Origin of the sequence: Amycolatopsis sp. CA-128772 (assembly GCF_002904295.1) — a bacterium.
Classification (GTDB): domain Bacteria; phylum Actinomycetota; class Actinomycetes; order Mycobacteriales; family Pseudonocardiaceae; genus Amycolatopsis.
Genome location: NZ_PPHG01000003.1, coordinates 146,441 through 171,405 on the forward strand (window position 1 = coordinate 146,441; position 24,965 = coordinate 171,405).

A 24,965-nucleotide genomic window follows, 5' to 3' on the forward strand; every position below is an offset into this window, starting at 1 on the left:
GTCAGCGTTCTTGCGCGAGGTGCTCGTGCACCAGCCGGACGGCCATGGCGCCTTCGCCCACCGCCGAGGCCACCCGCTTCACCGAGCCGTGCCGGACGTCGCCGACTGCGAACACACCGGGGCTGCTCGTCTCCAGCGGCAACGGCGCCCGCGAGATCCCGGCCACCTGGAACGCGCCGGCGTCGGCGCCCGTGAGCACGAACCCGTCCGCGTCGAGCGCGATGTGGCCGGACAGCCAGCGCGTGTGGGGAGCGGCTCCGATGAAGACGAACAACGCGCGGGCGACGAGCCGGTTCCGCTCGTGGGTGCGGTTGTCCTCGACCTCGACCGCCGACATCGCCTTGCCGTCCTCGGCGATCTCGCGGACCTCGGTGTGCAGGTGGACCCGGATGCGCGGGTGCCGCCGGACCTGGTCAACCAGGTAGCGCGACATGTTCTCGCCCAGATCGCCGCCGCGCACCAGCAGGTGCACCACGGGCGAAGAGCCCGCCAGGAACACCGCGGCCTGACCCGCGGAGTTGCCGCCGCCGACCACCGCGACCGGGTCGGCCCGGCACTGCCTGGCCTCCTCCGGGGTCGCGGCGTAGTAGACGCACGTGCCTTCGAGGTACTCGAGTCTCGGGACGGCCAGCCGCCGGTACCGGGCACCGGTCGCGATGATCACCGTCCGCGTGACGACTTCGATACCGTCGTCGAAACCGATCGCGTACAGCCCGCCCCGCGGGGCGAGCGTGCGCGCTTCGCCCGGGACGTCGACCAGGACGCCGAACTTGGCCGCCTGGATCACCGACCGCTCGGCCAGTTCCGCCCCCGAGATCCCGGACGGGAAGCCGAGGTAGTTCTCGATCCGCGACGTGGTGCCCGCCTGCCCGCCGGCCGCGACGGCGTCGAACGCCGCCGTCGCGAGCCCTTCCGAGGCGGCGTAGACGACGGCCGCGAGCCCGCCGGGCCCGGCGCCGACCACGAGCATGTCGCGCACGCCGGCACGGGGTTCCTGGTGCCGCAGTCCGACCGCGCGCGCCAGTTCGGCGTTGCTCGGGTTGCGCAGCACGCCGGCGCCGGGCAGCACCACCACCGGGGTCTGGTCGACCGTGACGCCGAGCCGGCGCAGCAGCGCCTCGGCCCCGCGGTCCTGGTCGAGGTCGTCCAGCCGGTACGGCAGGCGGTTGCGGGCCACGAACTCCAGTAGCCGCCGGGTGTCCGGCGAGTAGCACGAGCCGACGATCCGCAGCCCGTCGCCGGAGCCGATGATGAGGGCGCGGCGGACGAGGTAGGCCCGCAGGATCAGGTCGCCGAGGACCGGGTCGCCGGCCACCAGCCGCTTCAGCTCGCCGACCGGGACGACGAGCACCTCGCCGGATTCGGCGGCGACGGCGCTGAAGAACGACGGCTGCCCTTCCAGCAGGCCCAGTTCGCCGAGGAACCGCCCGGGACCGTGGACGCGCACGGTTCTGGTCTCGTCCCCTTCGCGGTGCTGGATGGCGACCTTGCCGCTCAGCACGACGTACCAGTCCGGCGAGCATTCCCCCTGCGCGTAGAGCACTTCCCCCGGGCGCACCGGCCGGCGCTCGCCCGTGGGGCAGAGCGCGTCGAGCTGCTCGCGGGTCAGCCGGGGGAACGCGCCGTGCGGATCTGGCGTCTCGAGGAGGTCCTGCGCCGCGACCGTCATACGAACGCCTCGTGCGCGTAGCACCAGCGCCAATTCTCCCCGGGCTCGAACGAGCGCACGATCGGGTGGCCGATGGCGTGCGCGTGCTGGCGCGCATGCTTCATCGGCGAGGAGTCGCAACAGCCGACGTGGCCGCACGTCAGGCACAAGCGCAGGTGCACCCACGAGGTTCCGGTGGAGAGACATTCCTGGCAGCCCTGGGGTGTCCGGGGCACCACGTCTCGGACGAGAGCCAGGTGCGGATCGGTGACAGTGGTCATGTCTTCGCCTCCTCCGGCGAGTTCAATGCTTGGTCGAGCCAGTCGCGCAGAACGTTTTCCGGCGCCGCGCCGGCCTGCCGTCGGACGACCTCACCACCGCGGAGCACCAGGAGGGTCGGCACAGCCATGACGTCGAACCGGCGCGCCACTCCGGGCGCCAGGTCGATGTCGACCTTGACGAGCTTCACCTTCCCGGCCCGCGCGCGGGCGAGCCGGTCGAGCGCCGGGCTCACCGATCGGCAGGGGCCGCACCATTCGGCCCAGAGGTCGACGAGCACCGGGAGGCCGGCCCGCTCGGCAATCGGCGCGAAGTCGGCGTCGCCCGCGTCGACCACCCACGGCAGCGGCTGGTGGCAGTTCCCGCATTTCGGCGTTCCTTCGGCGGCGACGGGGATCCGGTTGCTCGTCCCGCAGTGCTCGCAGGTGACAACGACAGTCCTCATCAGGCAGCATCCTGTCCGGCGGCGCGGAAGTCGACGATCAGGTCACCGTCGACCGCGTCGACCACGATCACCAGACCCTCGGTCAGCTCGCCGCGCAGCAGCGCGCGCCCGATCCGCGTCTCGACCTCGTGGGAGATGTAGCGGCGCAACGGCCGGGCGCCGTACACGGGGTCGAACCCGCGCTCGGCGATGAACCGCCGGGCGTTCTCGGTCAGCACGACCGTGCTGCCCTGCTCGGCCAGGCGGCGGCGCAGCTGGTCGAACTGCAGCTCCACGATCCGCTCGATCTCCGGCAGCCCCAGCGGGGTGAACAGCACGATGTCGTCGACGCGGTTGAGGAACTCGGGCCGGAAGTGGTGCCGCAGCTCCGCCAGCACCGCTTCCCGCGCTTCCGCTTTGATCTCGCCGGACGACGTGACGCCGTCGAGCAGGTGCTGCGAGCCGATGTTGGACGTCATGATGATCACCGTGTTGCGGAAGTCGACGGTGCGGCCCTGCGCGTCGGTGATCCGGCCGTCGTCGAGGACCTGCAGCAGCGTGTTGAACACGTCGGCGTGGGCTTTCTCGATCTCGTCGAACAGAACGACCGAATAAGGCTTGCGCCGCACGGCTTCGGTGAGCTGCCCGCCCTCGTCGTAACCGACGTAACCCGGCGGAGCGCCGAGCAGGCGGGAGACCGTGTGCCGCTCCTGGTACTCGCTCATGTCGAGCCGGACCATGTTGTCCTCGCTGTCGAACAGCGCCGCCGCGAGCGTCTTCGCCAGCTCCGTCTTCCCGACCCCGGTCGGGCCGAGGAAGAGGAACGACCCGATCGGCTTGCGCGGGTCGCGGATGCCCGAGCGCGCGCGGATGATCGCGTCGGCGACCAGCCGGACGGCCTCGTCCTGCCCGACGACCCGCTCGTGCAGGATTTCGTCGAGCCGCAGCAGCTTTTCGCGTTCGCCCTCCTGCAGCCGCGACACCGGGATGCCGGTCCACTGCGAAACGATCTCGGCGATTTCGTCCTCGGTGACGACCTCGCGCAGGAGCCGCTTCTCGCCCTGCTTCCGGCTCAGCCGTTCTTCTTCCGCCTCGAGCTGGCGCTCGAGCTCGCGGATCTCGCCGTAGCGCAGCTCGGCGGCGCGGTTGAGGTCGTAGTTCCGTTCCGCCTCCTCGGCTTCGTGGCGTACCCGCTCCAATGCGGACCGCAGCTCCTGCACGCGCCGGATCGCCTGGCGTTCGGCGTCCCACTGCGCCTTCTTGGCGTCGGTCTCCGCCCGCAGGTCCGCCAGCTCCTTGCGGAGTTCCGCCAGCCGCGCCTTGCTCGCCTTGTCGGTTTCCTTGGCCAGCGCGGCTTCCTCGATCTCCAGCCGGGTGAGCCGCCGGGTGAGTTCGTCGAGCTCGGCCGGCATCGAGTCGATTTCCGTGCGCAGCCGCGCGCACGCCTCGTCGACGAGGTCGATCGCCTTGTCCGGCAGGAACCGGTCGCTGATGTAGCGGTGCGACAGCACGGCGGCGGCGACGAGCGAGCTGTCCTGGATCTTGACGCCGTGGAACACTTCGAGCCGTTCGCGCAGCCCGCGCAGGATGGAGATGGTGTCCTCGACGGCCGGTTCGGGCACGACGACCGGCTGGAACCGCCGTTCCAGCGCGGCGTCCTTCTCGATGTGCTTGCGGTACTCGTCCAGGGTGGTCGCGCCGATCATGTGCAGCTCGCCGCGGGCGAGCATCGGCTTGAGCATGTTGCCGGCGTCCATCGCGCCTTCGGTGGCGCCCGCGCCGACGATCGTGTGGAGCTCGTCGACGAACAGGATGATCCGGCCCTCGGCGGCCTTCACCTCGCCGAGCACGGCCTTCAGCCGTTCCTCGAACTCGCCGCGGTACTTGGCCCCCGCCACCAGCGCGCTCATGTCGAGCGAGAAGATCGTCCGGTCCCGCAGGCCCTCCGGCACGTCGCCGCGCACGATCCGCTGCGCCAGCCCTTCCACGATCGCGGTCTTGCCGACGCCGGGATCGCCGACGAGCACGGGGTTGTTCTTCGTCTTGCGCGAGAGGATCTGGACGACGCGGCGGATCTCGGTGTCGCGCCCGATCACCGGGTCGAGCTTGCCGGCGCGCCCGTCGGCGACCAGGTCGCGGCCGTACTTCTCCAGCGCCTCGTAGGCACCCTCGGGCGTCGCCGACGTGACGCGCTGGTTGCCGCGGACCTTCGTCAACGCGGTCAGGAACGCCTCGCGGGTCACGCCGTGGTCCTGCAGGATCCGCCCGGCCGCCGACTTCGTCCCCTCCTCGGCCAGCGCCAGGACCAGGTGCTCGACGGAGACGTACTCGTCCTTGAGCCGCTTGGCTTCCCGCTCGGCGGCGTCGAGCAGCCCGGCCAGCCGCCGGGTGAGGTACACCTGCCCGGGCGAGGCGCCGGGGCCGGTGACCTTCGGCCGGCGGCCGAGTTCCGCCTCGACCGCGGCGCGGAGCGCGTCGACGTCCGCGCCGGTCTGCGCGAGCAGCCGCGGCACGAGGCCCTCGGGCTGGTCGAGCAGCGCGAGCAGCAGGTGCTCGCCGTCGGTCTCGGTGTGGCCGTGGCGTTGGGCGATGCTCTGGGCTTCTTGGAGTGCTTCCTGCGATTTCTGGGTCAGCTTGCTCATGTCCATCGCCGACGGCTCCTGACTTGTCCTTCGAGGACGTCGATGCGGTCGAGCAGGTCGAGCACCAGCCCGATCGCGGCGTAGTTGAGGGGCAGGGCGTCGTGCAACCGCTGGATCCGGGCCACCCTGGCCACCGTGGACAGGGGGAAGCACGGGCGCCCGTTCGCGTCCGGGGTCGTCTCCACCAGGCCGAGTGCCGCGAACCGGCGGAGCAGCTCGGGGTGCAGCCCGGTGCGCGCGGCCACGGTCTCGAGGTCGAGCCGCGCCGGGCGGACGAGCACGTACCGGGCCATCAGGTCCTCCTGGGATCGAAGTCGGACACCGCGGCGAGCTCTTCGTACAGCTCGCGTTCCCGTTTGCCCGGGCGCTTCGGCACCATGATCTTGACCTCGGCGTAGAGGTCACCGGGCTTGCCCTTCGGGTTCGGCATGCCTTCGCCGCGCAGCCGGAGCCGCCGTCCGCTGGACGATCCGGGGACGACCCGGGCCTTCACCTCGCCTCCGGGGGTGGTGATCGGGACGGTGGCCCCGAGCGCGGCCTCCGACGGCGTCACCGGGAGCTCCACGTGGATGTCGCGCCCCTCGAGCCGGTACCGGCGGTCCGGCCGGATGCGGACGACGAGGTACAGGTCGCCCGCGGCGGCGTTCCCCGCGCCCCGGCCGCCCTGGCCGGCCAGCCGGATGCGCTGGCCGTCGAGCACGCCCGGCGGGATCGTGACGTCGTACTCGCGAGCGCCGCCGATGTTCAGGTGCCGCCGCCCGCCGCGGTAGGCCTCCTCGACGGTCAGCTCGAGTTCGGCTTCCTGGTCCGCGCCCGGGACTGGGCCACCGCGCCCCCGGCCGGCGAAGAAACCGCCGAGGAGATCCTCGATGTCGACGCCTTCGAACCCTTCGAATCCGTCGAACCCGCTGCCGGAGGTGCTGTACCGGACCCGGCCGCCGCGCTGTCCGGCACCGGTACCGGCGCCGACGCGCTGCTCCCAGTCGTCGGGCACCTGCCGGAAGTCGTCGCCGAACCGGTCGTACTTGCGCCGCTGCTCCGGGTCGGACAGCACCTGGTACGCCTCGCTGACCTCCTTGAACCGCTCTTCGGCCTTCGGGTCCTTGTTGACGTCCGGGTGGTTCTCGCGGGCGAGTTTCCGGTACGCCCGCTGGATTTCCTCGGTGCCGGCGTCCCGGCCGACCCCGAGCGTGGCGTAGAAGTCCCGTGCCACCCGTGCTCACCCCCGCGGTTTGGCGACGGCGACCGCGGTCGGCCGCAGCTGCCCGCCACCGGTCCCGTACCCCGGCCGGACCACCCGGGTCACCGTGTTCGGTTCGCTGCCCGGCTCGTCGACGACGGCGACCACCTCGTGCCGGGCCGGGTCGAACGGGACCTCGCTCTCGTCGTCCCGCTGGTACCCGAGGCCGGCCAGCAGCTGCACGGCCTGGTCGCGGATGGCCAGGACACCCTGCACGACGGCGGTGGGATCGGCTCCGGCGTGCGCGAGCGCCAGTTCCAGGTTGTCGATGACGGGGAGGAAGGCCGCAGCCACCCGGGCCCGTTCGGCCGCGCGCTCGGCGCGCAGCTCCGCCACGTGCCGCTTGCGGAGGTTGTCGGCGTCGGCCATCGCCCGGCGCCAGCGGTCCTCGCATTCGGCTGCCTTCGCTTCGAGCTCCTGAAGCCGGTCCGGCCCCACCGCCGAGACGGGCGCGTCCTGGGGGCCGGACTCGGCGCCCGTCCCGGCGGCGTCCACGGAGGGTTCGCCCGGCTCCGTGGATTTCCCTGTGGTGGCCATGGTTTCCTCACGCCCGATCGAAGTCGGCGTCGATCACGTCGTCGTCCTCGGCCCGCTCTTGCTGCGGCGGCGGACCGCCGTCTCCGCCCGGCCGGGCCGCGGTGAGCCCGGCCAGCACCTGCTGCAGTTCCGAGGTCAGCTCGCGCACCCGGTCCAGTGGCGCGTTCGACTGGACGGCTTCGCGTGCGTCGGCGATCAGCATCTCCGCGCGTGCTTTCTCGTGCGCCGGCGTCTGGTCGGTAATCGCTTTCTCGGCCTGGTAGGCGACGGTGTCCAGCAGGTTGCGCGCCTCGACCTCCTCGCGCAGGCGCTCGTCGTCGGCGCGGTTGCGCTCGGCCTCGGTGACCATCCGTTCGATCTCGCCCTGGTCGAGGTTCGAGCTCTCGGTGATCGTGATGCCCTGCTCGGCGCCGGTGTCCTTGTCGCGCGCGGTGACGTTGACGATGCCGTTCGCGTCGACGTCGAAGGTCACTTCGACCTGCGGCTCGCCGCGGGGTGCCGGCCGGATGTCCTTGAGCTGGAACCGCCCGAGCACCCGGTTGTCGGCCGCGCGCTCGCGTTCGCCCTGCAGCACCACGATGTCGACCGCGGGCTGGTTGTCCTCCGCGGTGGAGAAAACCTCCGTGCGCCGCGCCGGGATCGTCGTGTTCCGCTCGATGATCTTCGTCATCACGCCGCCGCGGGTTTCCACGCCCAGGGACAGCGGGGTGACGTCGAGCAGCAGGACGTCCTTGACCTCGCCCTTGAGCACCCCGGCCTGCACGGCGGCGCCGAGTGCGACGACCTCGTCCGGGTTGACGCTCATGTTCGGGTCCTTGCCGCCGGTGAGCCGGCGGACCAGGCTCTGCACGGCGGGGATCCGGGTCGAGCCGCCGACGAGGATGACCTCGTCGATGTCGTTCGCGCTGACCTTGGCGTCGGACATCGCCTGCTGCACCGGGCCGAGGCAGCGCTCGACGAGGTCGGCGGTGATCTGCTCGAACTCCGACCGCCGGACGGTGGCGGTCAGGTGCTTCGGCCCGCTCGCGTCGGCCGTGATGAACGGCAGGTTGACGCTCGTCTGGGCGACCGACGACAGTTCGACCTTGGCCTTCTCCGCCGCTTCGAACAGCCGCTGCAATGCCTGCGCGTCCTGCCGCAGGTCGATGCCGTTGTCCGCGGCGAACTTGTCCGCGAGGAAGTCCACGATCCGGCGGTCGAAGTCGTCGCCGCCGAGGTGGCTGTCGCCCGCGGTGGCCCGCACCTCGACCACGCCGTCGCCGACGTCGAGCAGGCTCACGTCGAACGTGCCACCGCCGAGGTCGAAGACCAGCACGGTCTCGTGGCCCTTCGAGTCGAGCCCGTAGGCCAGCGCGGCCGCGGTCGGCTCGTTGATGATCCGCAGGACGGTCAGCCCGGCGATCTTCCCGGCGTCCTTGGTGGCCTGCCGCTGCGCGTCGTTGAAGTACGCGGGCACGGTGATCACGGCCTCGGTCACCCGCTCACCGAGGTGCTTGCCCGCGTCGTCGGCCAGCTTGCGCAGCACCTGCGCGCTGATCTCCTCCGGCGAGTAGAGCTTGCCGTGGATGTTGAACCGGACGACGCCGCCCTCGCCCTCGACGACGTCGAACCCGACCGCCTTGGCCTCGTCGGACACTTCGTCGAACTTGCGGCCGATGAACCGCTTCGCGGAGTAGATGGTGCCCTTCGGGTTGAGGATCGCCTGGCGGCGGGCGAGCTGCCCGACCAGCCGTTCACCGCTTTCGGTGAACCCGACGACCGATGGTGTCGTCCGGGCACCCTCCGTGTTGGGGATGACCCGCGGCTCACCGGCTTCCCAGACGGCGATCACCGAGTTGGTGGTGCCGAGGTCGATTCCGACCGCCTTGGCCATCACGCACCCCCCGCCGCCGGGGGCAGTTTCGCCAGCAGCGCCCGGGCGTCGTCGGCGACTTCGGCGTCGGCGACGACCTCGTAGCGGGTGGGTGTCATCGCGCGGACCGACGCGAAGTCCCGGCGACCGCGTTGCAGCGCATGCGCGACCAGCCCGAAGATCGCTCCGATGATCGCGCCGAAGACGAGCCCGTAGAGCGCGAGCGTGAGCGTGGCGAGGACCGGGGTGAACCAGTTGAACAACGCGAACAGCCAGCCGATCAGGAGCCCGGTCAGCGCGCCGGAGCCGGCACCGCGCAGGGCCGCGCCGCCGTGGTTCAGGCGCCCGATGACCTGCTCGACCAGCTGCACGTCGCGGCCGATGATGGCGGTCCGCTGGACCGGAAAACCCTGGTCGGAAAGGTAGTCGACGGCACGCTCCGCGTCGCGGTAGTCGTCGTACGAAGCGATCGGGACCCGTTCGGCGGCGTGGCGGGGGGCAGGCGCGGTCGCGCCCGGCTGTGCGGTCATGGTTCGCCTCCTAGGCGTTCGCGTGTTCTTCGGCTCGAGCTTGGGCGGGGGTGCCCGCGCGGTCGTCGGTCAGCTGCCGCCGCTCGTCGCGGCTCCCGATTTCGACGCGGCGAGGCTTGCTCGACTCCGCCACGGGAATCCGGAGCGTCAGGACGCCGCGCTCGAAGTCAGCCGACAGCTTGGTGGTGTCGAGGTTGTCCCCGAGGAACAGCTGCCGGCTGAACTCGCCCTGCGGCCGCTCGTCGATGATCAGCTCGGCGCCCTCGTCGCGGGCCGGCCGGCGGGTCGCCCGCACCGTGACGACATTGCGTTCGACGGACACGTCGACGTCGTCCGGGTCGATGCCCGGCAGGTCGAGCGCGACCACGAATTCGTCACCGCGGCGGAACGCCTCCATCGGCATGGCGCGTGGGGCCGTGCGCCCGCTCAGTGCTTGTTCGCTCAGCCGCTCCCAATCACGGAAGGGATCGAAGCGCATCAGTGTCATGATCTTGTCCCAATCCGGGACGGATCGTCCTACCGGGAGTGTCCGATCCGAACCGATTTCGCGTTGGTTTGTCCGGCGGGCAGGCCGTTCCTGCGTGTCGCGCCCGGCTTGCGGTGACGAGGTGTGCCTGTCCGAGGTGTTCCACGGTGGCAAAAGGCGCCTGCCGGCCGCGTGCGCCCGGCAGGCCGAATTTCCGGGAGCCTTCTCGGCCCGGCAGAACAGATTGCGACGGCGTAAGGTGCGAAACACCAGGTCGGCGTCGGGGAGGCCGGAATGACGACCGAGGACGACGCGGTCGCGCGGGACCGGAGAGTCAAGACGGACAGCTGGTGGCGCTCCCAGTTGTCGAATCTTTACGGCCTCTTCGCGATTTCGATGATGATGTTCGACGGCCGCGAAGCGGCGGACATCATCCGGCTCGCCGCGACTTCGGTGCCGTCGCTGAGTGGTTGCACGACCGATGCAGCGTACCTCGTCGACGAGGACGGCACGGTCGCCCCGCAGGAGGGAGCGGAGGACGCCCATCCGGACCTCGGCACGGAAGTCGGCAAGCTCGACGGGCAGAGCGGGCGGATCGAGCTCACCGACGGCCTCTGGCGCTGGTGCTATGCGCTGCGGGGGGTGGGCGGCCTGACGGGCCACCTCGTGGTCCGGGCCGAGCAGCCCCCCTCACGGGACGAATTCTTCCTGCTCAACGCGCTCGGTCAGCAGACCGCCGCGGCGCTGGCCAACTCCGCATTGCTCAAGCGGGAGCGGCGGCAGTCGGTCGCGCTGCGGGAGCTCAACGGCCGGCTGTCCACGTCGGTGGAGCGGCTCAAGCAGCAGACGCAGGTGCACGACGTGCTGTCCACCATCTCGGCTTCCGGCGCCGGCGAGCCGGGCATCGCGCACGCGCTGCACCAGCTGACCGCGCTGCCCGTAGCGATCGAGGATCGATTCGGCAACCTGCGTACGTGGGGCGGCCCCGGCCGGCCGGACCCGTACCCGAAGGTCGGTGCGCACCGCCGGGAGGAGCTGCTCCGGCACGCCGCGACCGTGCCCGAGCCGGTCCGTGTGAAGGACCGGCTCATCTCTCTGGTGCAGCCACGGCACGAGGTGCTCGGCGTGCTCGCCCTGATCGATCCGGCGCGGACCGCCGGCGCGTACGAGGTGTTCGCGCTCGAGTACGGCTCGACCGTGCTGGCGCTGGAACTGTCCCACCAGCGCAGCCTGGCCGAGGTCGAGCAGCGCCTGCGCCGCGACCTCGTGGACGACCTCATCGCCGGAATCGACGAAGCGAGCGCGTACGCCCGTGGCGAGGCGATCGGGCACGATCTTCGCCGCCCGCACCACGTGGTCGTGCTGCGGTGGTCCGGTGACCTCACCGAGGGCGTGGTCGCCGAGGCCACGGGACGCGCCGCGACGACGCTGGGGCTCGTCCCGCTCGTGTCGCGCCACTCGGGCGCGGTCGTGCTGCTGGTCGCCGGGCGGCTGGACGGTGCGGCGCTGCACGCCTCGCTTTCGGAAAGCCTCGGTGCCGAGGTGACGATCGGCATCGGCGGCCGCTGCGACACCCCGGGGCGGTTGCCCAGGTCCTACGCGGAAGCGGTGCGGGCGCTCGACATCCGGCGCAGCTCGCAGGCCCCGAACGGTGTCACCCGGTTCGAACAACTGGGGATTTACCGCATCCTCGACACCGGGCAGAACCACGGCGACGTCGTCGAGTTCGTCCGCGAGTGGCTCGGGAAACTGCTCGACTACGACGCCCAGCGCAACGCCGAGCTGGTCGCGACGCTCGCGCAGTACCTCGAGTGCGGCGGCAGCTACGGCGACACCGCCGCCGCGCTCATGATCCACCGGAGCACGTTGCGCTACCGGCTCGGCCGGATCCGGGAGATCACGGAGCTCGACCTCAACGATGTGGACAGCAGGTTGAACCTGCACCTCGCCACCCGGGTGTGGCAGGTGCTGCGCGGATCGCCGTGACCGGAGGTGACGATGGACCAGCACGAACGGACCGATCGTGAGGTGACCCTCGGCGGAGTCGCGCTCTCGCCGGGTGACCACCTCTGCGTCTTCCACCGGGGGAGAGCCGAGCGGGACCGCCTGCTGATCCCTTTCCTCGCCGAGGGCATGTGGGCGGGGGACGCCGTGCTCTACCTGGCCGCCGAGGGTGAGCGGGAGGACATCCGCGAACGGCTGGCCCAGGCCGGCGACCTCATGCTTACCGAGCCGGGCTGCGGCCACCTTCGAGACGGCGAGTTCGCGCCCGACGCGCTCTTCGCGATGCTGGACGGCTGGGCGCGGGGCAAGCTCGGCACCGGGGCACGTCCGTTCGGGCGCATCGTCGGCGACATGAGCTGGGCCGCGCCCCGGCTGAGTGCCGCGCTGATCGACGCGCTCCTCGCCGAAGAGGTCGCGGTGACCGCGTGGGGCCAGGACTTCCCGCAGGTGGTTCTGTGCTTCTACGACTTGGACCTGTTCGACGGTGACTTGATCATCCCGATGATCCAGCGGCACCCGAAGGTCTGGCTGGCCGGGACGCTCGTCGAAAATCCTTATTACCACTCAGCCGCGGGGAATGGGCCCCACCCCGGCTTCGAACGGAGGATCCCGTCGTGACCGCTTCCCGGAAGTTCGGCACCCCCGGCGTCGTCATCGAGCCGGGGCAGCACATCTGCGCGTGCTCGTGGGCGAGGAAGATCGGGACCGCGTCCTCCTGCCCTTCCTGCGCGAGGGCTTGCGGGCCGGCGAAAAGTGCCTGTTCGGCGTGCACGAGGCCGACGTCACCGGTTTTCCCGACCGGCTCGGCGAGGACGTCGACGACATCGACGCGCGCATCGACTCGGCGCAGCTGGACATCCGGGCCGCGGGCGACACGCTGCTGTCGCCGGACGACTTCACCGTGGACCGGATCGTCGAGTTCTGGGACGAGGCCGTGTCCGCCGCGATGGAAGCGGGCTACCCGTTCGTCCGGCTCGGAGCGGAGGCGCGCTGGTGGCACCCGCAGCTGCCCGGGCTGCCCGAGCTGTTCCGGTACGAGGCCGCGTTGAACGACTTCACCAGCCGCTACCCGCAGGCGATCCTGTGCATGTACGACATTTCGCGGTACCGCGAGAACATCGTGGTCGACCTGCTCAAGACCCACCCGCAGGTGCTGATGTGCGGAGTGCTGCTGGAGAACCCGTACTACTCGCCGCCGGCGACCCTGGTGTAGCCCTCCTTCGGCTCTTCTTCGTGTGAACGGCGGATCGGCGGGTACGCGACCCGAAGAGCACCCGTGGGAAGGAGAATGCCGTGGTACAGCACGAGAAGTGGCTCACCGGCGTCGAAGACCTCGCCGAGCTGGCCGACCCGGCCGAAGCGCGGGCCGCGCTCGGCGCGGTCGTGGCCGCCCTCGCCCGGTGCCTGCCGGACGCCGGCCGCGAGTGGCTGGCCGACCGGCTGCCCAGTCCCGAGGCCGGACCGGCGCGCGATCCCGGGCCGGCGAACCTGAAGTCGGGCACCGATGTCGAAGCCGCGGTCGCCCGGCGGCTGCGGACCACCCCCGAGCGGGGCCGCTACCTGACGCAGGCGGTCCTGGCCGCGCTCACCCGGACCGATCCCGCACTGGCCGAGGAGCTTCGCGGCCGTCTCCCGCGTGCCGTCGTCGAGACCCTCGCCCCCGCCGGCGAGTCGCCCCGCGACGCCGCGAGTCATCGGCCGGGGGTGCCGACGCGGCTCTCGGACGAAGAGGTGGCCCGCGGCCTGCGTCACCTGACCGGGTGGTCCGGGGACCGCCACGGGATCGAGCGCACGGTGCAGCTGCCCGCCGACCGGATCACGCCGCTGGTCGAGCGCGTCCAGCGGGAAGCGCGGACGATGAACGAACACGCGCACGTCGAGCGGGCCGACGGCGGGGTGACGTTCCGGCTGCGCACCGGTCGCGACGGGGTCGTCACCGAACCCGATCTGTGGCTGGCCGAGCGGATCGACGAAGCCGTCGCCGCGGTGGGGTCCGGGGGACGCCCCGGTTGAGCGCGGCCGGGAGCGGCTACCCGGAGACCATGGACGACTCCGAGAACTGGTGGCGCGACGCCGTCGTTTACGAGGTCTACCCCCGCAGCTTCGCCGACGCGAACGGCGATGGCACCGGGGATCTCGCGGGCCTGCGCTCGCGGCTCGGCTACCTGGCCGACCTGGGTGTCGACGCGGTGTGGACGACACCGTGGTACCGCTCGCCCATGGTCGACGGGGGCTACGACATCGAAGACCACCGGGCCGTCGACCCGCTGTTCGGGACCGACGCGGACGCGCTCGAGCTGATCTCCGAGGTGCACCGGGCCGGGCTGCGGCTGCTGATCGACGTCGTGCCGAACCACACTTCCGACCGCCACCGGTGGTTCCGGGCCGCGCTGGCCGCCGGGCCCGGTTCGCCCGAACGAGCGCGGTACCACTTCCGCCCGGGGCGGGGCACCGGCGGCGAGCGGCCGCCCACCGACTGGCGCAGTGTCTTCGGCGGCCCCGCGTGGAAGCGGGTGCCCGACGGCGAGTGGTACCTGCACCTGTTCGCCCCGGAACAGCCCGACCTCAACTGGGACCACCCCGAGGTGCGGGCCGAGTACGAGGACCTGCTGCGGTTCTGGTTCTCCCGTGGCGTCGACGGCGTCCGCATCGACGTCGCGCACGGCCTGGTGAAGGACACGTCGTTCCCCGATCTGGGCGCCGACCACGGAGACCTGGTGCAGCCGCCGGACCGCGGCCGGCACCCGCACTGGGACCTCGAGGGCGTGCACGACATCTACCGGTCGTGGCGCAAGGTCGCGGCCGAGTTCGGCCCGGACCGGGTGTTCGTCGCCGAGGCGTGGGTCGCGAAGCCGGAGCGGCTGGCGTGCTACGTCCGCCCGGACGAGCTGCACACGGCGTTCAACTTCGACTTCCTGCGCTGCTCCTGGGACGCCGGGGCGCTGCGCTCGGTGATCGACTGCACGGTGAAGGCCCTGCACGCGGCGGGCGCGCCCGCGACGTGGGTGCTGTCCAACCACGACGTCGTCCGGCACGTGACGCGGTTCGGCCGCGCCCACACGCGGGTCGAGGACCACCCGTGCCCGCCCGGGCCGGCCGACCTCGCGCTGGGCCGGCGGCGGGCGCGGGCGGCGTTGCTGCTGATGCTGGCACTTCCCGGCGGCGCGTACCTGTACCAGGGCGAGGAACTGGGCCTGGAGGAGGTCGAGGACCTGCCCGAGGACGTGCTGACCGACCCGACGTGGGAGCGCTCCGGCCACACCCGCCGCGGCCGCGACGGCTGCCGGGTGCCGCTGCCGTGGTCGGGAACGGCACCCCCGTTCGGCTTCACCGGCGGCGGCGCGCGAACGTGGCTGCCGCAGCCGGCCCGGTGGCGGGAGCTGACCGTGCAGGCCCAGGGCGACGACCCGGAGTCGATGCTTTGCCTGTACCGCGCCGCCCTCGCGGCGCGGCGCGAGCACCCGGCGCTGGGGGACGGGACGATGACGTGGCTGCCCGCGCCGGAGGGAGTGCTGTTCTTCGCGCGTGAGCCGGGGTTCGAGTGCGTGGTGAACCTGTCCGCCGAGCCCTTCGCGCTGCCGGAAGGCGTGCGGGTGCTGCTGGCCAGCGTGCCGCCGGACGGTGGCCGGGTGCCGCCGGAGGCCGCCGCGTGGCTGGTCAGGCCGTGACGAGGCGGAACCAGCGGTAGCCGTGGCCGGCGATGGCCACGTCCGCCGGGTCGATCCGGTCGTCGTAGCCGCTGTCCTCGAACACCGCCAGCGCGATGTCGTCCGCCTCGGCCGGGATGCGGACGCGGCAGGCGGTGGGGCCCAGGTTGTGCACGAACACCATGCGGCCCTTCGCCGTTTCGGCCCGGTGCACCAGCACCTCCGGCGGGCCGCCGTCGACGGGCTCGTGCCTGCCGACGGCGATCTCCGGGCACTCCTTGCGGGTGTGCAGCACTCGCTCGAACCAGGTGAGCAGGCTGTTCGCGTCCCGGCGCTGGCCGAGGACGTTGACCCGCTCGTACCCGAACGGCCCGCCCTGGACGAGCGGTGCGACCAGCTGCCCGGCCGGCGCACCGGAGAACCCGCCGTTGGTTCCGTCGGACCACTGCATCGGCGTGCGGATCGCGGTGCGCTCGGGCAGCGCGAGGTCCTCGCCCATGCCGATCTCGTCGCCGTACCGCAGCACGGGGCTGCCCGGCATGGTGAGCAGCAGGCTGTAGGCCAGTTCCAGCCGCCGCCGGTCGCCGTCCAGCATGCAGGCCAGCCGGCGCCGGATGCCGCGGTCGTACAGCTGCATGTGGGGCTCCGGCCCGAACCGGCCGATCACGTCACCGCGTTCGGCGGGGGACAGGCCCCCGAGGTCGACCTCGTCGTGGTTGCGCAGGAAGGTGGCCCACTGGGCCTGGCCCGGCAGCCGCGGTGAGTGCCGCAGCCGCTCCCGGACGGGCTCGGCGTCGCCGCGGGCCAGCCCGAGCATCAGGGCCTGGTTGAGCCGGAAGTCGAAGAGCATCGTCGCGCGGCTGGCCTCGTCGTCCGCGGTGCCGAAGTACTCGAGCAGCTCGTCCTCGGGCACGTTCGCCTCCGCGAGCAGAATGGCGTCCCCGCGTTGCCAGGAAGCGGTTTCCCGCAGCCGCCGCAGGAGGCTGAAGTCCCGTCGCCCGTGTGACTCGATGAGGAACGGGGCCGCGTCGATCCGGAAGCCGGCGACGCCGAGCCGCAGCCAGAAGGTGACGATCTTGGCCAGCTCGGCCGCCACCTCCGGGTGTTCGACGTCGAGCTCGGGCTGGAAGCGGTAGAACCGGTGCCGGTACCAGCGGCCGACGGACTCGGCGTAGCTCCAGGTCTCCTCTTCGGACCCGGGGAACACGCAGCCGTCCCACCGGTCGGCGGGTTCGTGGTCGGCCCACACGTACCAGTCGTGGTACGGCGCCTCCCGGCCCGAGAGCGCCGACCGGAACCACGGGTGCTCGTCGCTGGTGTGGTTGACCACCAGGTCCAGCACGATCCGGATGCCGGCCTCGTCGGCCTGGCTCACGAGTTCGGCGAAGTCGCCGAGCGTGCCGAAGCGCGGGTCGATGCCGTAGTAGTCGGTGATGTCGTAGCCGCCGTCGCGACGCGGCGAGGGGTGACACGGGTTGAGCCAGATGGTGTCCACCCCCAGCCGCCCGAGGTAGTCCAGCCGCTCGGTGAGGCCGCACAGATCACCGACCCCGTCGTCATCGGAGTCCTGAAAGGTCTCGATGTCGAGGGAGTAGATGACTCCGTTGCGGTACCACCGATCCACGATGCGGCGGCTACCCGTGCGCCTCTCCGGCAAACTCAGTCATGTGCCCGTGCCAGGTGCTGGCCGCGAAGGATGGCGTAGAGGTGGTCCGGGTCGTGGGGGAACGGAAAGCCCATGGCGCAGGCCCGTTCGGCGTCCTGCCGGATGCCGCGCAGCGCACCGGGGGACAGCTCCCGGACGCCCGGGCCTTCGGAGCGCAGCCAGTCGAGCAGGTCGTCCCACCCGGCCCAGTCGCCGGCCGCTAGCACCGTTCCCACCGTGGTGCGGTCGAACTCTTCCGCGCGCAGATCGTCGTCGGTCGTCGTTTCGTCCTTTTCGGTCATGGAAGGGCCGTACCCGGTGCTCCGGCCGGCAAACTTCCGGCCGGGTTTGGCGGTGGCCGCGCCGGGAACCCGAAGCGCTCCCTTCGAGGAAAGGCTCGAGCATGACCGCCCAGCGTGCGCCGGAGGCCCTGGTGGTGGGCCTGCTGACCGATGACGGGTTGCCCGGGCAGCTCGCCGGGAGAATCGCGGACGACCTGCCCGCCCGCCTGGCGCGTGACCTCGGCGAAGAGACGACCTGGCGAGTCGAGCACGAGACGCAGTCCCTTCCGCTGAACGAGGAGGGGGACATTCCCATGCTGGACCTGGCGCAGGAGCGCCGGGCCGAACACGGCTGGGACCTGCTGGTGCTGATCACCGACCTCCCGCGGCGAGCCGGTACGGTCCCGATCGCGTCGGACTACAACGGCGACCACGGCGTGGCGATGGTGTCGCTGCCCGCGCTGGGTGCCTTGCGGCTGCACGGGCGGGCTTCCCGGCTGGTCGTCCACCTGGTCCGGCACCTGGTGGCGCACCGCTCGGCGAAGGAGGCCGATCCGCCCCGGGGGTTCCTCGACCGGCTGCGGGAGCTGGTGGCGCCGACGCGGCACATCCGCGGCCGCGGCGCCGCAGATGAGCACTTGGCCCTGGTGGGGGTGCGCGGCCGGCTGCGGCTGCTGGCCGGGATGATCCGGGACAACCGCCCGTGGCGGCTGGTGCCCAACCTCGCCGGAGCCACCGCGGCCGCGGCGGCCACCGCGGCCTACGGCATCATCACGACCTCGTTCTGGAAGCTCGCCGAGGCATTGCCCGCGCTGCGGCTGGCGGGGATCACGGTGCTGGCGATCGTGGTCATGGCGGGCTGGCTGATGGTGCACAACCACCTGTGGGATTCGCCGTCCGGGCACCTCGACCGGCGGAAAGCGGTCTTGTACAACGCCTCGACCGCGCTGACGTTGTCGATCGGCGTGGCGTGCATGTACGCCATCCTCTTCGTGCTGGCCCTGGTGGCGTCGATCGTCCTGATCGAAGGCACCTACTTCGGGCAGGTCCTCGGCCATCCGGCCGGGCCGGCTTCGTACCTGAAGCTGGTGTGGCTCGCGACTTCCGTGGGTATCGTCGCCGGGGCATTGGGTTCGAACCTCGAGGACGAGGACCGCGTCCGCCGGGCGACCTACAGCCGGCGTGAGCGGGAGCGCCAGCAGCGCAACCGCGAGCGCGCCGGCGAAGCCGACAACGGCGATGACGACTGAGCGGTCACCGGGCTCGGAGGGCTTCCCCGACCGTGTCGTGCAGGGTGAACAGGGACCGCACGCCGGCGACGGTCAAGGGCCAGCCGACGGCCTGTTCCGAGCCGGCCAGCCGCAACCCGACTTCGACACGGCGGAGCTCCGTCGCGATCTGCACGACGATCTGGAGGGCCACCGGACCGAAGACGGCCGGTCCGGTCAGGTCGAGGATCAGCAGATCGAGGCCATGCGCTCGCTGCCCGTCGATGGCGGCCATCAGTTCGATCCCGGTCCGGGCGTGGAAAGGACCGCACGGACGCAGCAGCCGGGCTCCCGGCCGCAGGTGGTCCAATGGCTCGACCAGCACGGACTGCGTCACCGACGAGCCCTGGTCCGTCACCTGCACGTCTCTCCCCGCGGTAGCTCCTCCGGCCACTCCATTGAAGGGCCCGGCGCTGCTCCGGCACAGCCGATTCACGCGGCATCCTGTCCGTTACCCGCGTCGGCGCGCCGGTGACGAGGCGATTACTGTTCGGCTTGTGACGGGCTTGCCTCAGACGGAGCTGCTGCCCGGGCATCCGGTCGCTCGCGCGATGGACGTCGACGAAGCGCACGAGGCGGTGACCCGGACGTACCTGCCTCATCGGCTCGAGGTGCTGGACCGCGAGACCGGCCTGGACATGCAGCTCAACGCGGTCCGGGTGGGCGCGGTGACCGCGGGCTACCTGCGCTACGGGAGCGCGGTCCGGCTCGGCACGGTCGACGCCGGCGGCTACCACGTCAACATCCCGGTCACCGGGCGGTGCGAGCAGCGCTGCGGCTCGGGGGAACCGGTGTTCGCCGGCCCGGGCCGGGCCGCCGTGTTCATGCCGGGCCATCCGGCCGACCTGCGATGGGGAGCCGGGTGCGCCCAGCTCTGCCTGATGATCGAGCGGCACGAGCTGGAGCTGGAGTTGCAGCGCCAGCTCGGGCGGCCGCCGGGCGAGCGGCTGCGCTTCACCACCGCCATGGACCTGGGCGCCCCGGCGGCGCGGTCGTGGCTCGAGGTGCTGGCCCTGCTGGAACGTGAGGCGGACCGGCCGGACGGGATCACGCACCACCCGGCGGCCGCCGCGCACCTGCAGGGCCTGGTGATCGCCGGTCTGCTGCTGGCCCAGCCGAGCAACTACAGCCGCCTGCTGCACGCGCCGGCGGCACCGTCACCGCCCCGGGCGCTGCGCCGGGCCGTCGAACTGATCGAAGACGAGCCGGGGCTGCCGTGGACCTCGAGCACCTTGGCCGGCGAAGTCTCGGTCAGCGTCCGAGCACTGCAGGAAGGGTTCCAGCGCTGGTTCGGCCTGCCGCCGATGGCCTACCTGCGAGATGTCCGCCTGACCCGGGTGCACGGCGAACTCGCGGTGGCCGACCCCGGCGGAACGACTATCGCCGCCGTCGCCGCTCGCTGGGGCTTCCTGCACGCCGGCCGGTTCTCGACGGCCTACCGCCGCAAGTTCGGCGCTCTGCCCTCGGAGACCTTGCACGGCCGTCACTCGGGGAAGGGGACGAACGGCTGACGCCAGGGTGGCTGCGGCGTCGACGCCGGATCCCGGGTACCGGTCAGGGTTTGAGGACGACCTTTTCGCAGTTGTCCTGCTTGTTCTTGAACATCTCGAAGCCGCGGTGGGCCTCCTCCAGCGGCAGGGTGTGGGTGATGATCCGGGTCGGGTCGAGCTCCCCGCGTTCGATGCGCTGCAGCAGCGGCTTCAGGTAGCGCTGCACGTGGCACTGCCCGGTCCGCAGGGTCAGCGACCGATTCATCCACGCACCGGCGGGGAACTTGTCCAGCAGACCGCCGTACACCCCGATCACCGAAACCACGCCGCCGCTGCGGCACGAGAGGATCGCCTGGCGCAACGCGTGCGGGCGGTCGGTCTCCGATCGCACGGCCTGCTTGACCCGGTCGTAGGCGGCGATGTGCGCGCTGCCGTGGGTGGCTTCCAGCCCGACGGCGTCGATGCATTTGTCGGGGCCGCGGCCACCGGTCAGCTCCAGCAGCCGGGACCGGACGTCGACCTCCTCGAAGTTCACCGGGACGTGGCCCGCCCGTTCCGCCAGCGCCAGCCGGTACGGCTCCTTGTCGATGGCGATGACCTTCGCCGCACCCAGGAGCCGGGCGCTGTCCATGGCGAACTGGCCGACCGGGCCGGCGCCCCAGACCGCGACCACGTCGCTGGACCGGATGTCGCACATCTCGGCGCCCATGTAGCCGGTCGGCAGGATGTCGGAGAGGAACAGCACCTGTTCGTCGCTCAGGTCCGACTCGATCTTGATCGGGCCGACGTCGGCGAACGGCACGCGCGCGTACTGCGCCTGGCCACCCGCGAACCCGCCGGTCAGGTGCGAGTTGGTGGGCGAGTATGCGGGGCTGACCGGTGCCGACGTGGTCGCCAGCGTGCCACAGGCGATCAGCTGCCGGACGGTGACCATCGAGCACGAGCAGTACCCGATCGTCAGCGACTTCTCGGTGCCCGGACTGGTCGATCCGCAGGCGGGGTTCTGTGCGAGTCCCCGCCCCAACAGCCTGGTGCACTGCGTTCTGGTGCTGGGCCACGCGAACCGGGCCACGTCGATCACCTTCGCGGGTGCCTGGAACGACAGCCTGAAAGCGGTGAAGGCTTTCGCAATCAAAACTGCGCCGCTGTACGTCTCAGCTTTCGACCGCGACTGACGGGCTCGACCAACTCGGCGAGTGCGAGTTCCGATTGTCCGGTTTGTCGTAATGATGGGTAACTGTAAGAGGGTTTCGCCGGATTTGTACGCCTGATGGTCTATTCCGGATCGTCGGCCGGTTTGACAGGGTGATCATGGGTCGTCGGGGGCCCGGCTGTGTGCTGGTTGCTCCGGGCGAGGGGAATCTCGTGCGTTCTGTCGGTGCGCCTTGGCGCGCTCTTTTGGTCTGTGAGGTTCACCCCGGGTAGTGGACACCGAGTTAGCAGGACTGCGGGTCCTGCTGACGGATGTCTATATGCCTGCTCGCAAGCGCCGGTCGTATACGCGGGAGTACAAGGTCGAGGCTGCCCACCGGGTGATCGATTCCGGCCGGACGATCAGCGAGGTCGCCCGTGAGCTTGGGATCGATCCGGGCATGCTCAGTGTCCGGGGCAAAGACGAACGCCGCCGGATCACCGCCGCCGAAGTCCACGGTGAGGAACCGCTGGGAGCTGCCGAACGAGCCGAGCTGCAGCGGCTGCGCCGGCAGGTGACCGAGCTGGAGAAGGACAACGCGTCCCTGAAAAAAGCCTCGGCGTACTTTGCCGCGATGCAGAAGAATCAGCACGGTTCGCTCTGATGGCCAAGTACGCCGGCCCCGACACCATCGCCGGGATCGTCGCCTCCTCGCCGCTGCGGCCGCGGTTCTCGGTCCGGCGGATGGCGCGGCTGCTGGGCGTGTCCACGTCCGGCTACTACGCCCACGTCACACGCGCCGCGGCGACGGTGCTGACGCCGCGGCAGCAACGCCGGGCCGACCTGGAGGTGAAGATCACCGAGGTGCACCAGGACTCCCGCGGAACCTATGGGTCGCCGCGTATTACCGCCGAGCTGCGTGACCACGGGGAGGTGATCACGGCGAAGACCGTCGCCAGGATCATGGCCGCGATCGGGATCGAGGGCATCAGCCCGCGCACGTTCAAGGAGAGGACGACGGTGGTCGATCAGGCCGCGTCGTTCCCACCGGACCTGGTCGACCGGCATTTCGACCAGGGCCGGGTCGATGCGGTGTGGTTGACCGACGTCACGTATCTGAGGTGTGGTGAGGGGGAGATGTTTCTTGTGTGCGATCCGGGACGGGCATTCCCGGAAAGTGCTGGGCTACAGCATCTCCGACCACATCAGCGCCGAGATGGTCAGCCTCGCCATCGACGGCGCGGTGGCTGCCCGGGGTGGTGGGTGTCGTGACACGATTCTGCATCCGGACCGTGGCGGGGAATTCACGGCGCATCTGACGGCGCAGGCGTGCTCGCGGCACGGGTTGCGTCGGTCGATGGGCGCGACCGGGGTCTGCTGGGACAACAGTCCGGCGGAGTCGTTCTGGTCGACGTTCAACCATGAGGAGTACTACCGGCACGTCTACGCCACGAAGGCGGAACTCGTTGCCGCGATGGACAAGTGGATCCGTTTCTACAACAGTGGGCGGCGGCACTCCTCGATCGGGATGCTCAGCCCCGACGCCTATGAGACCTCATTGTCAGTGGCTGCTTGAACTGTGTAAGCCCCTGTCCACCGTTCGGGGTGAACCTCACAGAGGCGGACGACTGAGCCGGGGCCGGGTGTGGAGCTGGCTGGCTTCGGATCTCACGGCCGGTCAAGTCGTCCGACGTGCTGCTCCACTGCCGCCTCGTCATGAGAAGCGGCCCAGCGGCCGCCGCCCAGGGCGGCGCACACAGAACCGCGCGGATCAGGGTCGCAGGCCGGTTGAATCTCTACGCGCGCCACAGCACGCATACATGCTCTCCGTCAGAGCCTGACTGGACCTACTCATCGTGACAGCGGTGTGAGGATGGTTGGGGTCGAGTGTGTCTATGCCGTGGATCTACCGCACAGGAAACCGGGGGTGTCCTGCGGTTCAAGCTCGACTTCGCCACGGATCGCTGCGACGCGGCGATGGGCGGCGCGCTGCTGCGGCAACTGCGTTCCCTGCTGCGCGCGGGCGTGCGGGACGCGGGCCTGCGGCTGCTCGACGAACCCGTCGAGGACGAGCGGCACGCCGAAGCCGGCGACACCGCGGTGGAACGACCCGTGCGGCCCTTCACCCTCGCTCGCGGGCCAGGACGACCGGGTCGCCGTGGTCGATGGTGACGGTGCCCGCACCTACTCGTGGCTACGGCACGCCGCGGCCGGTATCGCGGAGGTCCTCACCCGGCGGGGGGCGGACTCGGCCGGTGTGGTCCGGCGCCCCGGCGCCGGGTTCGTGGCCGCATTGGCCGGGTGCGCAGGCAGGGGTGACGCCCGCCGTCGTCGAGACGGACGATCCCGACGTGATCGGGTCGATGAGGCTCCCGGTTGTGCTCGACGCCGCCCCCGCCGCCAAGCCCGCCGCCGGCACGGTGGACCTCAGCGGCCTGCTGTCCGCACCGGCGGTCACCGCCCTGCCGGACCGGCCGCGCCGGGGCCGCGGAGGAAGACTGGGCCGTCGAGCGATGCGGACTGGCCGCCACCGACCGCGTCGTCGTCCTCTCCAGCCGGCCCGGCCAGCTGGTTTCCGCACTTCGCGGCACCTTCGCGGCCGGCGGCACGGTGGTGATCCCGGACCCCGTGGACACCAGTGAGCCAGGCGTGCTCGCCCGGTGGCTCCGGGACAACACCGTCACAGTCGCCTACCTCGATCCGGCGATCCTGCGCGCCGTCGCGGCCCAGCGAACGGTGCCACGGCTGCCGGACCTGCGGCTCGTCGTCGTCGCCGACTCCGGCGAGCTGCTCCCGCACGACATCGGGGCGGTGCGCGAGCGAGCTCCGACCCAACACCGCCAGTGCCAACGACGCGGCGGCCCCGCCGGCCGATCGCCGCCCCCATCGCGTCAGTGAGCGCCGGTCACGACGTGGACGACCGCGGCCATGTCCTCCTCGCCGTGGTCGGTTTCGGCGGCGGCGAACTGGTCGTGCATCGCGGCCATCAGCCGGTCGTCGACGCCGGCTTCGCGCATCGCGTCGAGGATCAGGGCGCTGTCCTTGACCGCGCCGCCGAGCCCGAACGACGGCTCGAGCTCGTCCTGGATCATCGCCTTGCCCTTGAGCTGGGCGTAGTCGCAGTCGAGGGGGCCGCCGGCGATCACGTCGAGGAAGCCGCCGGGGTCTATCCCGAGACGATCGGCGATGGCGATGCTCTGGGCGGTGGCGGCGGTGACCGAGAGGACCCACGCGTTGGCGGCGAGTTTGAGGCGGTGCCCGTCGCCGGGCCGGTCGCCGACCCAGACGGTGCGGGCGCCGATGGCGTCGAAGACCGGGGTGACGGTGTCCTTCAGGTCGGCAGGACCGCCGGCGAGGACGATGAGCTTGCCCTCCTCGGCGGGCTGCTTGGTGCCCAGTACGGGCGCGTCGACGAGCTTCACCTGGTGCTGCCCGGCCAGCTCGGCCAGGCGGGTGGTGCCGGCCAGGCCGACGGTGCCCGACTGGATCCAGACGGTGCCCGGTCCGAACGCGGGCAGGGCCCGGCCCATCACGTCGGCGACCGCGTCGATGTCGAAGAGCATGGTCAGTACGACGTCGGCGCCCGTGACGGCCTCGGCCGGGTCCTCGGCGACGGTGATACCGTCGCCGGCGAGCGGGCGGGCCTTCTCGGTGGTGCGATTCCAGGCGGTGACGTCCAGTCCGGCTTTGGCCAGGTTGCGCGCCATGCCGCTGCCCATGAGTCCCGTGCCGAGCACGGCTGCCGTTTTGGTCATGGTTCGGCGGTACCCGCGTGAGCCGGGGAGAAACCGGTTCGAGGCGGGCGGGTCACGGCTCGCCGCGGAAGTTCGTTCGTGGTGTCCTCGGCCGCTTCCGGGCACTGGTGGGTCATCGGTTCCTC

At 71.2% G+C, this 24,965-nt stretch carries 28 protein-coding genes; 12 read left to right on the forward strand and 16 right to left on the reverse strand.

The features are described from left to right. Position 1: 1 nt before the first annotated feature. Genes C2L59_RS01070 through C2L59_RS01115 form a run of 10 tightly spaced genes read right to left on the reverse strand, consistent with a single transcriptional unit; the run spans position 2 to position 9,639 of the window. Positions 2-1,669 carry a cyclic nucleotide-binding domain-containing thioredoxin-disulfide reductase gene (locus C2L59_RS01070; protein WP_103347611.1) on the reverse strand — a complete coding sequence of 556 codons (1,668 nt, stop codon included), beginning with the start codon at positions 1,667-1,669 and terminating at the stop codon, positions 2-4. Beyond that, entirely contained in the window at positions 1,666-1,929 is a 264-nt protein-coding gene (locus C2L59_RS01075; protein ID WP_103347612.1) for a UBP-type zinc finger domain-containing protein, read from the reverse strand. Before C2L59_RS01075 ends, C2L59_RS01070 begins: the two co-directional genes overlap by 4 nt. Continuing rightward, positions 1,926-2,372, reverse strand: a complete 447-nt coding sequence (trxA, locus tag C2L59_RS01080; protein WP_103347613.1) for a thioredoxin — start codon at positions 2,370-2,372, stop codon at positions 1,926-1,928. The genes C2L59_RS01075 and trxA overlap by 4 nt, the downstream gene beginning before the upstream one ends. Beyond that, entirely contained in the window at positions 2,372-4,999 is a 2,628-nt protein-coding gene (gene clpB / locus C2L59_RS01085; RefSeq protein WP_103347614.1) for an ATP-dependent chaperone ClpB, read from the reverse strand. Before clpB ends, trxA begins: the two co-directional genes overlap by 1 nt. Beyond that, the gene (locus C2L59_RS01090; protein ID WP_103347615.1) at positions 4,990-5,286 is read right to left on the reverse strand and encodes a chaperone modulator CbpM; all 297 of its coding nucleotides are present in this window, start codon (positions 5,284-5,286) and stop codon (positions 4,990-4,992) included. The genes clpB and C2L59_RS01090 overlap by 10 nt, the downstream gene beginning before the upstream one ends. After that, complete coding sequence (locus tag C2L59_RS01095; RefSeq protein WP_103347616.1) at positions 5,286-6,206, reverse strand: DnaJ C-terminal domain-containing protein; 921 nt, start codon at positions 6,204-6,206, stop codon at positions 5,286-5,288. Before C2L59_RS01095 ends, C2L59_RS01090 begins: the two co-directional genes overlap by 1 nt. A 6-nt stretch (positions 6,207-6,212) precedes the next feature. Beyond that, positions 6,213-6,770 carry a nucleotide exchange factor GrpE gene (locus C2L59_RS01100; protein ID WP_103347617.1) on the reverse strand — a complete coding sequence of 186 codons (558 nt, stop codon included), beginning with the start codon at positions 6,768-6,770 and terminating at the stop codon, positions 6,213-6,215. Between the two features lie 7 nt (positions 6,771-6,777). Beyond that, on the reverse strand, positions 6,778-8,643 hold the full coding sequence (gene dnaK, locus C2L59_RS01105) for a molecular chaperone DnaK (protein ID WP_103347618.1): 1,866 nt from the start codon (positions 8,641-8,643) through the stop codon (positions 6,778-6,780). Continuing rightward, the gene (locus C2L59_RS01110; protein WP_103347619.1) at positions 8,643-9,152 is read right to left on the reverse strand and encodes a general stress protein; all 510 of its coding nucleotides are present in this window, start codon (positions 9,150-9,152) and stop codon (positions 8,643-8,645) included. The genes dnaK and C2L59_RS01110 overlap by 1 nt, the downstream gene beginning before the upstream one ends. Positions 9,153-9,162: 10 nt before the next feature. Continuing rightward, positions 9,163-9,639, reverse strand: coding sequence for an Hsp20/alpha crystallin family protein (locus tag C2L59_RS01115; protein ID WP_103347620.1), 477 nt, complete (start codon positions 9,637-9,639; stop codon positions 9,163-9,165). A 273-nt stretch (positions 9,640-9,912) separates the two neighbouring features. On the opposite strand from C2L59_RS01115, the gene C2L59_RS01120 reads away from it, so the two are divergent. From C2L59_RS01120 to C2L59_RS01140, 5 genes are all read left to right on the forward strand, one after another. Continuing rightward, positions 9,913-11,604, forward strand: a complete 1,692-nt coding sequence (locus C2L59_RS01120; RefSeq protein ID WP_103347621.1) for a CdaR family transcriptional regulator — start codon at positions 9,913-9,915, stop codon at positions 11,602-11,604. A 12-nt stretch (positions 11,605-11,616) separates the two neighbouring features. Then, complete coding sequence (locus C2L59_RS01125; RefSeq protein ID WP_146060246.1) at positions 11,617-12,240, forward strand: MEDS domain-containing protein; 624 nt, start codon at positions 11,617-11,619, stop codon at positions 12,238-12,240. A 61-nt stretch (positions 12,241-12,301) separates the two neighbouring features. Beyond that, entirely contained in the window at positions 12,302-12,835 is a 534-nt protein-coding gene (locus tag C2L59_RS01130) for an MEDS domain-containing protein (RefSeq protein WP_158263009.1), read from the forward strand. Between the two features lie 80 nt (positions 12,836-12,915). Further along, positions 12,916-13,635: a DUF2267 domain-containing protein gene (locus C2L59_RS01135; RefSeq protein WP_103347624.1), complete on the forward strand. Its 720-nt coding sequence runs from the start codon at positions 12,916-12,918 to the stop codon at positions 13,633-13,635. Positions 13,636-13,664: 29 nt separating this feature from the next. Beyond that, positions 13,665-15,290: a glycoside hydrolase family 13 protein gene (locus tag C2L59_RS01140; protein ID WP_103347625.1), complete on the forward strand. Its 1,626-nt coding sequence runs from the start codon at positions 13,665-13,667 to the stop codon at positions 15,288-15,290. Here the strand turns inward: C2L59_RS01140 and C2L59_RS01145 are convergent. Then, a complete protein-coding gene (locus tag C2L59_RS01145) occupies positions 15,280-16,893 on the reverse strand; it encodes an alpha-amylase family protein (protein WP_103347626.1) in 1,614 nt (537 codons plus the stop codon). The genes C2L59_RS01140 and C2L59_RS01145 overlap by 11 nt on opposite strands. Positions 16,894-16,928: 35 nt before the next feature. Beyond that, positions 16,929-17,216: a hypothetical protein gene (locus C2L59_RS01150; RefSeq protein WP_103347627.1), complete on the reverse strand. Its 288-nt coding sequence runs from the start codon at positions 17,214-17,216 to the stop codon at positions 16,929-16,931. Positions 17,217-17,317: 101 nt separating this feature from the next. On the opposite strand from C2L59_RS01150, the gene C2L59_RS01155 reads away from it, so the two are divergent. Then, complete coding sequence (locus tag C2L59_RS01155) at positions 17,318-18,445, forward strand: hypothetical protein (protein WP_103347628.1); 1,128 nt, start codon at positions 17,318-17,320, stop codon at positions 18,443-18,445. A gap of 4 nt (positions 18,446-18,449) precedes the next feature. On the opposite strand, the gene C2L59_RS01160 is transcribed toward C2L59_RS01155, so the two are convergent. Continuing rightward, positions 18,450-18,827: an STAS domain-containing protein gene (locus tag C2L59_RS01160; RefSeq protein ID WP_158263010.1), complete on the reverse strand. Its 378-nt coding sequence runs from the start codon at positions 18,825-18,827 to the stop codon at positions 18,450-18,452. Positions 18,828-18,960: 133 nt separating this feature from the next. Between C2L59_RS01160 and C2L59_RS01165 the strand changes: the two genes are divergently transcribed. Then, the gene (locus tag C2L59_RS01165) at positions 18,961-19,974 is read left to right on the forward strand and encodes an AraC family transcriptional regulator (RefSeq protein WP_158263011.1); all 1,014 of its coding nucleotides are present in this window, start codon (positions 18,961-18,963) and stop codon (positions 19,972-19,974) included. Positions 19,975-20,017: 43 nt separating this feature from the next. On the opposite strand, the gene C2L59_RS01170 is transcribed toward C2L59_RS01165, so the two are convergent. Next, positions 20,018-20,887, reverse strand: coding sequence for a zinc-binding dehydrogenase (locus C2L59_RS01170; protein ID WP_233223200.1), 870 nt, complete (start codon positions 20,885-20,887; stop codon positions 20,018-20,020). Here C2L59_RS01170 and C2L59_RS01175 point away from each other — a divergent pair. From C2L59_RS01175 to C2L59_RS01190, 4 genes are all read left to right on the forward strand, one after another. Next, positions 20,880-21,128, forward strand: coding sequence for a hypothetical protein (locus C2L59_RS01175; protein ID WP_103347631.1), 249 nt, complete (start codon positions 20,880-20,882; stop codon positions 21,126-21,128). The genes C2L59_RS01170 and C2L59_RS01175 overlap by 8 nt on opposite strands. Positions 21,129-21,377: 249 nt before the next feature. Further along, positions 21,378-21,749: a transposase gene (locus C2L59_RS01180; RefSeq protein WP_146060247.1), complete on the forward strand. Its 372-nt coding sequence runs from the start codon at positions 21,378-21,380 to the stop codon at positions 21,747-21,749. Beyond that, a complete protein-coding gene (locus tag C2L59_RS01185) occupies positions 21,749-22,357 on the forward strand; it encodes an IS3 family transposase (protein ID WP_103347633.1) in 609 nt (202 codons plus the stop codon). Before C2L59_RS01180 ends, C2L59_RS01185 begins: the two co-directional genes overlap by 1 nt. Further along, positions 22,263-22,661, forward strand: a complete 399-nt coding sequence (locus C2L59_RS01190) for an integrase core domain-containing protein (RefSeq protein WP_233223201.1) — start codon at positions 22,263-22,265, stop codon at positions 22,659-22,661. The genes C2L59_RS01185 and C2L59_RS01190 overlap by 95 nt, the downstream gene beginning before the upstream one ends. Positions 22,662-22,978: 317 nt before the next feature. Here C2L59_RS01190 and C2L59_RS48505 read toward each other — a convergent pair whose 3' ends face one another. Then, positions 22,979-23,164, reverse strand: coding sequence for a hypothetical protein (locus tag C2L59_RS48505; protein ID WP_233223202.1), 186 nt, complete (start codon positions 23,162-23,164; stop codon positions 22,979-22,981). Between the two features lie 549 nt (positions 23,165-23,713). Here C2L59_RS48505 and C2L59_RS46915 point away from each other — a divergent pair. Further along, positions 23,714-23,983 carry an amino acid adenylation domain-containing protein gene (locus C2L59_RS46915; RefSeq protein WP_146060248.1) on the forward strand — a complete coding sequence of 90 codons (270 nt, stop codon included), beginning with the start codon at positions 23,714-23,716 and terminating at the stop codon, positions 23,981-23,983. Here C2L59_RS46915 and C2L59_RS01205 read toward each other — a convergent pair. Beyond that, positions 23,977-24,840, reverse strand: coding sequence for an NAD(P)-dependent oxidoreductase (locus tag C2L59_RS01205; RefSeq protein ID WP_103347637.1), 864 nt, complete (start codon positions 24,838-24,840; stop codon positions 23,977-23,979). The two genes, C2L59_RS46915 and C2L59_RS01205, sit on opposite strands and share 7 nt — an antisense overlap. Positions 24,841-24,965: the final 125 nt, after the last annotated feature.

Bases quoted from the DNA above. Each gene is read 5' to 3' on its own strand.
- C2L59_RS01070 (WP_103347611.1), bottom strand. From the start codon at position 1,669: ATGACGGTCGCGGCGCAGGACCTCCTCGAGACGCCAGATCCGCACGGC.
- C2L59_RS01075 (WP_103347612.1), bottom strand. From the start codon at position 1,929: ATGACCACTGTCACCGATCCGCACCTGGCTCTCGTCCGAGACGTGGTG.
- trxA (WP_103347613.1), bottom strand. From the start codon at position 2,372: ATGAGGACTGTCGTTGTCACCTGCGAGCACTGCGGGACGAGCAACCGG.
- clpB (WP_103347614.1), bottom strand. From the start codon at position 4,999: ATGGACATGAGCAAGCTGACCCAGAAATCGCAGGAAGCACTCCAAGAA.
- C2L59_RS01090 (WP_103347615.1), bottom strand. From the start codon at position 5,286: ATGGCCCGGTACGTGCTCGTCCGCCCGGCGCGGCTCGACCTCGAGACC.
- C2L59_RS01100 (WP_103347617.1), bottom strand. From the start codon at position 6,770: ATGGCCACCACAGGGAAATCCACGGAGCCGGGCGAACCCTCCGTGGAC.
- dnaK (WP_103347618.1), bottom strand. From the start codon at position 8,643: ATGGCCAAGGCGGTCGGAATCGACCTCGGCACCACCAACTCGGTGATC.
- C2L59_RS01110 (WP_103347619.1), bottom strand. From the start codon at position 9,152: ATGACCGCACAGCCGGGCGCGACCGCGCCTGCCCCCCGCCACGCCGCC.
- C2L59_RS01115 (WP_103347620.1), bottom strand. From the start codon at position 9,639: ATGACACTGATGCGCTTCGATCCCTTCCGTGATTGGGAGCGGCTGAGC.
- C2L59_RS01120 (WP_103347621.1), top strand. From the start codon at position 9,913: ATGACGACCGAGGACGACGCGGTCGCGCGGGACCGGAGAGTCAAGACG.
- C2L59_RS01125 (WP_146060246.1), top strand. From the start codon at position 11,617: ATGGACCAGCACGAACGGACCGATCGTGAGGTGACCCTCGGCGGAGTC.
- C2L59_RS01140 (WP_103347625.1), top strand. From the start codon at position 13,665: ATGGACGACTCCGAGAACTGGTGGCGCGACGCCGTCGTTTACGAGGTC.
- C2L59_RS01150 (WP_103347627.1), bottom strand. From the start codon at position 17,216: ATGACCGAAAAGGACGAAACGACGACCGACGACGATCTGCGCGCGGAA.
- C2L59_RS01155 (WP_103347628.1), top strand. From the start codon at position 17,318: ATGACCGCCCAGCGTGCGCCGGAGGCCCTGGTGGTGGGCCTGCTGACC.
- C2L59_RS01170 (WP_233223200.1), bottom strand. From the start codon at position 20,887: ATGGTCACCGTCCGGCAGCTGATCGCCTGTGGCACGCTGGCGACCACG.
- C2L59_RS01185 (WP_103347633.1), top strand. From the start codon at position 21,749: ATGGCCAAGTACGCCGGCCCCGACACCATCGCCGGGATCGTCGCCTCC.
- C2L59_RS01205 (WP_103347637.1), bottom strand. From the start codon at position 24,840: ATGACCAAAACGGCAGCCGTGCTCGGCACGGGACTCATGGGCAGCGGC.